The following is a 10853-nucleotide window of genomic DNA, read 5'->3' on the forward strand; positions in this document are numbered from 1 at the left end:
TTTGGATAATATTAATTAAAGATGTTATTATATATTCTTTTTACTGATATTTAAATCTGTTTTCTCGGTTCCGCTTATAAAATGATGCAACTTTTTATACTCATCTTTGCTTAAAAACCTAACCTTACCTACCGGCAAGGCATTCAAATTTACCCATCCATAACGAATGCGTCTCAAATCCATCACATCAGCGTTAAAATATGCAAAAAACCTTCTCAATTCTCTGTTTTTCCCTTCTGTGATAGTGACTTTGAGTTTTGAAAAATGAGCATCATTTTTTCCTATATCATATTTTACAAATGGAGCAAAAGTCATTGCCTGAATTCTACTTTTTTGGTGAGCTCCACTACTAGCATCTTCAATGTGTATGCCTTCATTCATTGCCTTTATCATCTCTTCGGTGATTTTACCATTGATTTTTACAATATATTCACGCTCTAGATCGCTCTGCATTAAGCATTGAACAATCTTTTTATTATCACTGAGTAGCAACACTCCTTCAGAAGCAAAATCAAGTCTTCCTATGGGTGCAAAATGAGCATATTTCGAACCTATAGCATCATAAATAACTCTCCTACCTCTATCATCTTTCTTGCTGACCAACTCACCTTTTGGCTTATGATAGACAATAACAGTATAGTTATCTTCTTGTTTTGGTTTGATGTATTTACCATCAATAAAAACTCTTTGTCCTTCAAGCAACACACTTTTAGTGTTTGCTTTAGTTTTTTCGATATTCACTCTTCCTTGTTCTATAAGAATATCAGCTTCCCTACGAGAATATTTTGCATTGTGCGAAATAAATTGATTAAGTCTCATAATACATCTACCCATTGAAGATCTTGGAGATTTTGTTTGATTTTTGTATCTACCTTAAGGTTACTCACAATCATATAGGATCTTTTTTCATCTTTTATAACTACTCTTAATTCCCTGTTTCCTTGAAATCTTTCTGCCTCCATGCGCAATTTCTCAAAAAAACTTGGTTGAATGTTTTTATTAAGCACTACAGCCAAAGGACAGGTTGCATCGCTTAAATCTTGAGGTTTGAGATCAATGGGTTGTATTTCATCTTCTTCTTGCGTTGTTTCTTTTTTGTACTTGAGTTTGACTTTTTTTTCTTGATTGGCTGCATTTTCTAAATCCATAATCTCCCACAGCCTCAATTCCACCTTCCCATCTCTCTCATCAATTTTACATTTGAATGCAAGGGGAATAGAAATATCAAATTCTTCTAACTCTTTCAAATTTTTTTCAAACAACATCAAATTGATACTTCCATACATATCCAATATTTTTGCGTTTCCATAAGGCTTTCCGCTTTTTTTACTGATTTTTTTCTCAATATCAAGCACCTTACCCACTAGCATAATATTTGATCCAACTTCCAACCTATCCAATTCTATGCTTTTTGCGACTCCTTTGATAGCTTTAATCTGATCTTTAAACTCTTCAAGCGGATTAGCTGAGATATAAAACCCTAAACATTCATACTCATAATCAAGCAAAGTCTTTACATCGTATTCAGGAACTTTTTCAAGATTAAGTGTAACACTCTCTTCTTGATCTTGATCGCCAAAAAGAGAATTTATCATCATTTCTTTGACTTTATCACTATTTCTACCTGCATCACATATTTTATCGATATTTTCAAGCATGGTAGCTCTAGTGTACCCAAGATTATCCAAACTTCCAGATTTGATAAGTGGCTCCAATATTCTTTTGGTGAATTTACTTGAATCAACTCTTGAAATAAAATCTTCTAAATTTTTGAACTCTCCTTGAGTTTCTCGTAACTCTATAATATTTTTCAAAGGCCCCTCTCCAGCACCTTTAATCGCACCTAGTCCAAAAATAATTTTTTTTGTATTTCCATGCTTATCTTCAAAATCCTCCACACCAAAATCAAGTCCGGATTTATTCACATGAGGTGCAATAAGTTCAATCCCCATTGTTTTAACTTCATCGATATATTTTGCCACGCTTTCGATTTTGTTAGACTCACTAGTGAGCATTGCTGCCATAAACTCATGTTCATAGTAAGTCTTCAAATACGCTGTCTGAAAGGTTACCATCGCATAAGCGGCAGAATGGGATTTATTAAAACCGTATCCGGCAAATTTAACGATCAAATCCCATAATTCCTCTGCTTTTAATTTGTCAAATCCTTTCTGCTCAGCTCCTGCAACAAATTTTATTTTATTGTCTGTCATGATTTGAGCATCTTTTTTACCCATCGCTCGACGAATCAAATCTGCCTCTCCAAGTGAGAATCCTCCAATAGTCTGGACAATCTGCATTACCTGTTCTTGATAGACGATTGTTCCATAAGTGGGTTTCAAAATAGGCTCTAGTTCAGGAAACATATAACTTATGGGTTCTAGACCGTGTTTTCGATTTGCAAAATCATCGACCATTCCCGACTCCATAGGACCTGGACGACCTAATGCAATAATCGCAACAATATCCTCAAAAGAAGAAGGCTGAAGTCTTTTATTTAGACCTTGGAACATTCCAGATTCTATTTGGAATACTCCTAATGTATTCCCGCTTTGGATAGTTTTATAAACTTCTGGATCATTTTCATCAATGCTCAAAAAATCTATTTTTTTATTGTATCTTTTAGTAATAAGCTTAAGTGCATCATCTATCACAGTCAGGGTTTTTAGGCCCAAAAAATCAAATTTTATCAAATCTACTGGTTCAAGATATTTCATTGAATACTGCGTAACGATTGCTCCATCCATTTTGTCACTAGTATATAAAGGCACTTTATTCCAAAGCTCTGCATCGCTATCTACCACGAGTGCAGCTGCGTGTTTCCCGGCATTGCGATTGAGCCCTTCTAACATCAAAGAAAAATCCCAAACTTTTTTTGCAAGAGGATTATTTTCAGTGAGTTCTCGTATCTTAGGCTCCATATCCCAAGCACCATCAATATGTTTTCCATCTTTTTCATATCCTGAAAGCGTGATGCCTATCTCAGCTGGAATAAGTTTTGCCATCTCATCGGCCTCTTTATAAGGCATATTTAATACCCTTGCAACATCTCTAACAACACCTTTTGCAAGCATTTTACCAAAGGTAATGACTTGTGCCACATTATATTTTCCATATTTGCTTATCATATATTCAATGATTTCGCCTCTACGTCTTTGGCAAAAATCCGTATCAATATCAGGCATTGAAACGCGTTCTGGATTTAAAAATCGCTCAAAAAGCAGATCATATTTCAATGGATCAATATCAGTGATTTTCAAACAAAAAGCAACCAAACTCCCAGCAGCACTCCCTCTTCCAGGTCCTACGGGAATCCCATTTTCTTTTGCATGTTTGATAAAATCCCAAACAATCAGCATATAGCCTGGAAACTTCATGTCATTGATAACTTTTATTTCTCTTTCTAATCTATCCTTGTACATCTGATGTTTTTCTTCAGGAATGATCTTAAGCCTCTCTTGCAATCCTTTCCTAGATTTATGAGCAAAATAACTCGCATCATCTGACATATCAAGCCCTTCTAAAGCAGCATACTCTTGCGTGAATTTAAATCTAGGAGGTGTAGGGGGATTGGTTTTGTCATCTTTAAGATCTATTTCAAGATTGCATTTATCTGCTATTTCTTGCGTATTTTGCAAGGCTTCTGGAATATCAGCGAACAGTCTTTCCATCTCTTGGGGGGATTTGACATAAAATTCCTTGACTGAATGCTTGAGTCTGTCTTTGTCATCTAGAGTTTTACCCATTGCCACACACATTGCCACCTCTTGGGCACTAGCATCCTCTTGGTTAGTATAATGGGTATCATTGGTGGCGATAAGCTTGATACCTGTTTCTAGAGATATTTTTATCAACGCCTCATCAATGAATGCTTGATCAGCAATTCCATGCCTCATAATCTCAATATAAAAATCATCTCCAAAAATATCTTGATACTCTAATGCAACCTCTCTAGCAACTTCATAGCCCTTAGCACCAAATTTTATATTTCTAGGATTATTCGTATTGAGTTGCCAACTCACTTCTCCTTGCAGACATGCCGAAGAGCAAATAAGTCCTTGTGAATGTTCGCGTAATATTTTTTTATTGATTCTAGGATAATAATAAAAGCCCTCAATAAAAGCCATCGAGCTTAAATACATCAAGTTTTTATAACCCTCTTGATTTTTTGCATACAAACAAAGATGAAAACGTTGTTTGGATTGCTTGTCGTTTAAATCATCGCCATTATGCAGATAAGCTTCAATTCCAATAATTGGCTTAATGCCTTTTTCTTTCATTGTCTTATAAAAGTCAATCGCTCCAAACATATTCCCATGATCGGTCATACTTACGCTTTTCATCCCCAGTTCTTTGATTTTTTCAGCAAGTTTTTTGATTTTATTAGCCCCATCTAATAACGAATATTCTGTATGTAAATGTAAGTGTGTATAACTCATATTTTTCCCTTATTTCAAGCCTATAAATAACAAAATTTTTTATACAAAATTATACTTCTATTTTCATTTATTCTACCTGATAGAATCTATATAGCTTCTGACAACCTAATCATGCCCCAACTACCAACATCAATTTATAAAAAATATCATTTAGAATAATTTATTAATTAAAATTTATCATTTAGAAGGTATAATAAGAAAATAAATCACGATAAATCAAACAGGAGAAAGAATGAAAAAAATAGCACTTTTAGGTAGTGTGATAGCATTTTTTGCTATCAATACATTTGCAGCAGAGAATCAAGAACTTATCAAAAAAGCTAAAGAAGCTGGATTAGAGCCTATTCCAAGCGGAAAAGAACTTAGAGACTATCAACTCAAAAAGGTTAAAGAAATTGATTTAGCTACTGGATATAATCCAAAGCTAACAGATGCTCAAATAGAGCTTGGGAAAAAACTTTATTTTGATCCTAGAATTTCAAGCTCAAACTTGATTTCTTGTAACACTTGCCACAATCTAGCACTTGGTGGAGTGGATGTTGTACCTGTAGCAATTGGTGAAAAATGGCAAAAAAACCCTCATCATCTAAATTCTCCTACTGTGTTTAACTCCGTTTTTAACTCAGTTCAATTTTGGGACGGTAGAGCCCATCATCTTGGAGATCAAGCACAAGGACCTATTCAAAATCCCGTAGAAATGGGTGCAAAACCCAATCTTGTTGTTGAAAAGATTACTTCTATTCCTGCTTATGTTGATGAATTCAAAAAAGCTTATGGGAATAAGGTTAAAATCGATTTCAAACTTATCGCAGATACAATCGCAATGTATGAAACAACTTTAGTAACTCCAAGTCGCTATGATGATTTTCTAAATGGCAATCCAAAAGCTTTAAGTAAAGGAGAGCAGGAAGGATTAGATATTTTTATTGATAAAGGGTGTATAGCTTGTCACAATGGAATCAATCTTGGAGGAACAATGCAACCATTTGGCGTAGTCAAGCCTTATGAATTTGCAGATGTGGGCGACTTTAAAGGCGATGCTAATGGTATGGTAAAAGTACCTACTCTTAGAAATATAGCTGAGACAATGCCCTATTTTCACAATGGTCAATATTGGGATGTCAAAGATGCCATCAAAGAAATGGGAGCTATCCAACTAGGTATTAGTATCACAGATGCAGAAGCTAAAAAAATAGAAACATTCTTTGGTTCGCTAACTGGGAAAAAACCTCTTGTTATCTACCCTGTTTTAGCCCCAGTTACAAACAAGACGCCAAAGCCTGTATTCTAAAAACATATTCTAAATTTATTTGACTCCATTTCATTGGAGTCTTTATTTCCTCTAAGTTTTTACAATTATATTTTTTACTCAATTGGTTCAAATATTGATCCTCTTGTCCGATAAATAGTATTATTATATTGGACTTGATTATCATTAATAAGTTCGGAGAAAAACTTATTAATCTTAGGATCTTTAAGATTAAAAAACATTTCTACGCCAATAGCGGTAGAATAATTTACCCAATCATATCTCAAATCACTACTCAACAAAGAACCATACTCTATAAGTTTTTGATTTGTATTCCCAATAGCATTGATAATATAAAGATTTTGTCTATCCTTAGGTAAAACAAGCATCAATAAAGAAGGATTATAATTGATTTGAGTCGATAGTATCTTGAGTGGTTTTTTCTTTGAGAATCCTAATTGTGAAAGCATCAGCCCACTCTTAACAACAGGGGTGTTTAAAACAATCACACTATCTTGCAAAAAATCTTCTTGAAAACTTAGGTTTTTTGCAAAAGTAGCTGCTTCTTGAGAAGAAATTGTGCTTTTATAGGCAATATTTGAATCCATCTCATCTAAAGTCTCGCTCAAACTCAATCCTACTGGACTATCATCATCATATTCGACGATTGGATTACTCCCTGCAAGAGTAACTATTGTCTGCATTTGTGCTTTGTAATCAATCCCCCCAAAATACAGCTTAGATGGCAATCTAGATGGATTGATAAGTTGATTTTTGTTAATAGTGGGGATATAAGTGGGAATGCTCACATAAGTGCTTTCAATAAAATTTTCTACCCCTGCTTGAGTGAGCAGTGCAATCACAAACTCATATTTTTCCTGTTCAATTCTGCTATAAGCCTCGCTCAAATCAGAAGGACTTTCTCCCCCACTATCAAAAACCTTAAAATTAAAGTCTCCTCCGCGCGTCATGAGATATGCCAATATCGTATCAATGCTCGCTACAGAATAACGTCCAACAATTTTTTTCGGTATCAGTAATGCTATTTTTATCTGGGAGTTCTTTATATCCTGATACATTGAACTCTGCATAAAAGAATCGATTTCAGATAAAGCTACAGCGAGATTTGCTCTCAGCTGTATATTATGCGTGTCATTTTTAAACTTTGCAACAAATGAAAATATCTTTCCTTCAGAATAGAGTTTTTCCAAACATTTTTCATTACACTTATCAATAGTAATATCCACTACCTCTTGTTTTGGCAATGGCAATGGAGAAATGATATAGCTCTTAGCAAAAATACTACAACTACCCAATACAAGAAACATACATAAAGCTGTCCATTTTTTCATAAAATTCCTTTTGCAAGTAAAAAATGTTTCATTGCTTCTTTTTTTAAAGATGGGTTTTTAAGCAATTGGTTTAAAGAATAAGTAGCTAAATAATTCCTCCCATCTTCAGAGAAAATTCTACCTTTATGTTGATTAAAATCAACTCCAAGCAAATGCCTCAAAACAAAATCACCCATCAAAATAGTAATTTTAATAGGGGCTAATGTCATCTGTTGATTTAAATATTGCCTACATATCAAAGCATCGCTATCTGTTGGAACATTCAAATCGTTTTCATTGCATTTAACCAAGGATAAAACTCCATATTCTGGTGCTCTTAGCTTGAAAACATTAGAAATAATATCTTGTAACATTTTTGAACTTCTATTTTCTACAAAGTGATTAAATGCATCTACTAAAGGAAGTCCGGAAATAAATACTATTTTTGCCTTTGGAGGCAAAATACCAAAGCTTGGTTTGGAAGTTTTACTTCGTTCGCATAGAGCACAATGAGCGATAGTGTCCTCAAGAGAAAGCATTGGGACACTAACCTCAACATTAGATGGCTGGGTATTTATATTGTCTATATATCTTTCTCCAAACATCTTTTGATAATACAAAAGCCTGAGATGGAGAATTTTTTGAATTTGAGACATTAAAACCCGATACTCCCTCTAGTTTTTATTCTTGTTGTGCATATGAGGATTTATCATATTTTGTGGCTTGAATATTTCATCAAGCTGCTCTTTGCTAAGCAATCCTCTTTCTAAAGTGATATCATAAACACTTTTACCAGTATTGAGGCATTCTTTCGCAATTGAAGCAGAGTTTTCGTATCCAATATAAGGATTAAGTGCAGTGACAATTCCCACACTATTTAAAACAAAATTTTTACATACATCTTCATTTGCGGTGATTCCATCTATGCATTTATGAGCAAGAGTAATCATTGCACGATTTAGCATGACAATAGAATTAAACAAACTATAGGCAATCACTGGTTCAAACACATTCAATTGCAATTGCCCCCCTTCTGCTGCCATAGTAACGGTAATATCATTTCCAATAACAGCAAAACAAACTTGATTAACCACTTCAGGAATAACAGGATTGACCTTACCTGGCATAATAGAACTTCCCGGCTGCATTTTAGGCAGATTGATTTCATTTAATCCCGCTCTTGGTCCTGAGCTTAAGAGTCTCAGATCATTACACACTTTGGATAATTTTACAGAGACTCTTTTAAGAACTCCACTGATCTGAACATATGCACCTGTACTCTGTGTAGCCTCTATCAAATCAGTTGCTGTGATAAAAGGTCTGCCCGTAACTTCTTGGATCTTTTCCTCTACGATTCTTTTATAATCAGGATGTGAATTTATACCTGTCCCAATAGCCGTACCACCTAGATTGATAATACGTACCAAATTTCTAGCATCCAAAACACGTTCAATGTCTTTATTGATCATCAACTCAAAAGTTTTAAACTCTTGTCCTAATGTCATTGGCACAGCATCCTGTAATTGCGTTCTTCCCATTTTGAGTATATCTTGAAACTCTTCAGCTTTTTTGGCATATGACTCCTTGAGAATGCGCATTGACTCTGTCAAACCACTCAATCTTTCATAAAGAGCTATTCTAAGTGCTGTAGGATAAGCATCGTTGGTAGATTGAGACAAATTTACATGATCATTTGGATGACAATATTCATACTCACCCTTTTTATGCCCCATCAATTCAAGCGCAATATTTGCAATAACTTCATTAGCATTCATATTCGTGCTTGTTCCTGCACCTCCTTGAATCATATCCACCACAAACTGATCATGATATTCTCCAGCAAGAATAGCATCACAAGCCTTGCAAATAGCATCTTTTATATTTGTATCCAATAAACCCAACTCATGATTTGCTAAAGCAGCAGCTTTTTTCACCTGTGCAAGTGCATTTACAAAAACAGGGAAATCAGAAAGCCTCTCGTTGGTGATATGGAAATTTTCCATCGCCCTAAAGGTTTGCACTCCATAATAAACATCATCATCAATTTCCAACTCTCCAATGAAGTCGTGTTCTTTTCTTGTAGCCATTTTTTCTCCTAATATTTAAAATTTTGATTTTTAAAATATCATAGATTATAGTCAAACAAATTTAACTAAAAATTTTATTTTTCTTTTAATCTTCTAATCTGAGCACCCAATGTAGAGAATTTTTCTTCTAATCGCTCATATCCCCTATCAAGATGGTATATTCTATGAACTTGAGTGTTACCTTCTGCAACAAGCCCGGCTAAAATCAAAGCTGAAGATGCTCGCAGGTCTGTTGCCATTACATCAGCTCCAATAAGTCTCTCCCCTCCTGTGATTTTGGCAACATTTCCACGCAAAGAAATATTTGCACCCAAACGTTGCAATTCACTCACATGCATAAAACGATTCTCAAATAATCTCTCTTCGATAAAACTACTCCCCTCGCATTGAGACGCTAAAGCCATAAATTGCGCTTGCATATCTGTTGGAAATCCAGGATATTCAGTTGTAATAATCTCAAAAGCATTACGTTTATGACTAGGTAAAATTTTCAATGTATTTGAGGTTGTTTCTATTGTAAAACCTATCTCTTGGAGCTTTCCTACCACAGCCTCAAGATGATGTGGTGATACATTTTTAAGTGTAATAGATGAATTGGTTATCGCCCCTGCACACAAATATGTCCCTGCCTCAATACGATCTGCAATCACATTGATTTCTTTAAAGTCTAACAATTCTCCATTGGTTCCCCTCACACAAAGCTCATTACTTCCAATCCCCTCTATTTCAACTCCTGCTTTTTGTAAAATCTCACAAAGCTGTATAACCTCAGGTTCTTTGGCAGCATTTACGATGCGAGTAACGCCTTTAGCTAAAGCTGCAGCCATTAAAACATTTTCAGTTCCTGTAACAGTTATCTTATCAAAGACAATATCACTACCTTTAAGTCCTGAAGATGCCTTTGCGATTATATAGCCTCCTTCTATGGAAATTTCTGCTCCCATTTTCTCCATTGCTTTAATATGCAAATCTACTGGTCTAGCACCAATTGCACAACCTCCAGGCAAACTTACTTCGCATTTTCCAAATCTACTCAGGAGCGGTCCTAACACTAAAATAGAAGCCCTCATCTTACGTACAATATCATAAACAGCTTTAGTATGTATAATTCTATCAGATGCGATCAAAAGCTCATTGGGGGAAACCCATTGCATTTCTGATCCCAAATGTTCTAGCAATTTTGCTAAAGTTTTTACATCTGCAACATCAGGAAGATTTTTTATTCTTAATGGATTCTTGCACAATAAAGCACTTGCTAAAATAGGCAGTGCTGAATTTTTTGCTCCAGATATCTCAACCTCACCACTCAAAGATCCTCCCCCTACAATCTCTAAATAATCCATTTTTCAACCTTTCTTTCTAGTTTTTAAAACATTACTTATCAAATCTACGATTTGTTTTTCACTCCCAGCATTTGCATTTTCAAGCTCTTGTCTAAATATAGCTACCTCATCAATGTCAAGAAGCTTACAATAAGCTATTTTTTCAACCAAAGCAAACCAAAGCTTAGAATCTTTTTCATCTTGAGGAATCACTACGAAATTTTTCAAAAACTTTCTTAAAAATACTTGAAAATTTTCCTTGGTTTTGATTGTATTAAGAATGATTTGAATGCTTTGCAGTGTAAGCTTTTCATTTGCAGGAGGTCTTTGAAAGAATAGCCAAATAATTCCGATCAAACAAATAGGAAAGGCAAAAAACATTCCGATTAGCCAAAAAAAAGCATAGAACCAAATATCATACATTT

The 10853-nt window shown here is 34.7% G+C and carries 8 protein-coding genes; 1 reads left to right on the plus strand and 7 read right to left on the minus strand.

The window, feature by feature from the left end:
* Window positions 1-27: 27 nt before the first annotated feature.
* Together Q5I06_RS03700 and dnaE are read right to left on the minus strand one after the other, a co-directional pair.
* Window positions 28-819: a pseudouridine synthase gene (locus tag Q5I06_RS03700; protein ID WP_305516682.1), complete on the minus strand. Its 792-nt coding sequence runs from the start codon at window positions 817-819 to the stop codon at window positions 28-30.
* A complete protein-coding gene (gene dnaE / locus Q5I06_RS03705) occupies window positions 816-4439 on the minus strand; it encodes a DNA polymerase III subunit alpha (RefSeq protein WP_305516683.1) in 3624 nt (1207 codons plus the stop codon). Before dnaE ends, Q5I06_RS03700 begins: the two co-directional genes overlap by 4 nt.
* Window positions 4440-4671: 232 nt before the next feature.
* Between dnaE and Q5I06_RS03710 the strand changes: the two genes are divergently transcribed.
* Window positions 4672-5730, plus strand: a complete 1059-nt coding sequence (locus Q5I06_RS03710) for a cytochrome-c peroxidase (protein ID WP_305516684.1) — start codon at window positions 4672-4674, stop codon at window positions 5728-5730.
* A gap of 74 nt (window positions 5731-5804) precedes the next feature.
* Here the strand turns inward: Q5I06_RS03710 and Q5I06_RS03715 are convergent, their stop codons facing one another.
* The 5 genes from Q5I06_RS03715 to Q5I06_RS03735 all read right to left on the minus strand — a co-directional run bounded on the left by Q5I06_RS03715 (window position 5805) and on the right by Q5I06_RS03735 (window position 10851).
* Window positions 5805-7040: a hypothetical protein gene (locus Q5I06_RS03715; protein WP_305516685.1), complete on the minus strand. Its 1236-nt coding sequence runs from the start codon at window positions 7038-7040 to the stop codon at window positions 5805-5807.
* Window positions 7037-7675: a uracil-DNA glycosylase family protein gene (locus Q5I06_RS03720; protein WP_305516686.1), complete on the minus strand. Its 639-nt coding sequence runs from the start codon at window positions 7673-7675 to the stop codon at window positions 7037-7039. Before Q5I06_RS03720 ends, Q5I06_RS03715 begins: the two co-directional genes overlap by 4 nt.
* Before the next feature lie 18 nt (window positions 7676-7693).
* On the minus strand, window positions 7694-9106 hold the full coding sequence (aspA, locus tag Q5I06_RS03725) for an aspartate ammonia-lyase (protein WP_305516687.1): 1413 nt from the start codon (window positions 9104-9106) through the stop codon (window positions 7694-7696).
* A 74-nt stretch (window positions 9107-9180) separates the two neighbouring features.
* Window positions 9181-10449 (minus strand): UDP-N-acetylglucosamine 1-carboxyvinyltransferase, encoded by a 1269-nt coding sequence (gene murA, locus Q5I06_RS03730; RefSeq protein ID WP_305516688.1) that lies wholly within the window; start codon window positions 10447-10449, stop codon window positions 9181-9183.
* Between the two features lie 3 nt (window positions 10450-10452).
* Entirely contained in the window at window positions 10453-10851 is a 399-nt protein-coding gene (locus Q5I06_RS03735) for a hypothetical protein (protein WP_305516689.1), read from the minus strand.
* Between the last annotated feature and the right edge of the window lie 2 nt (window positions 10852-10853).

Source organism: Helicobacter cappadocius (assembly GCF_030688855.1).
Taxonomy (GTDB): Bacteria; Campylobacterota; Campylobacteria; order Campylobacterales; family Helicobacteraceae; genus Helicobacter_J; species Helicobacter_J cappadocius.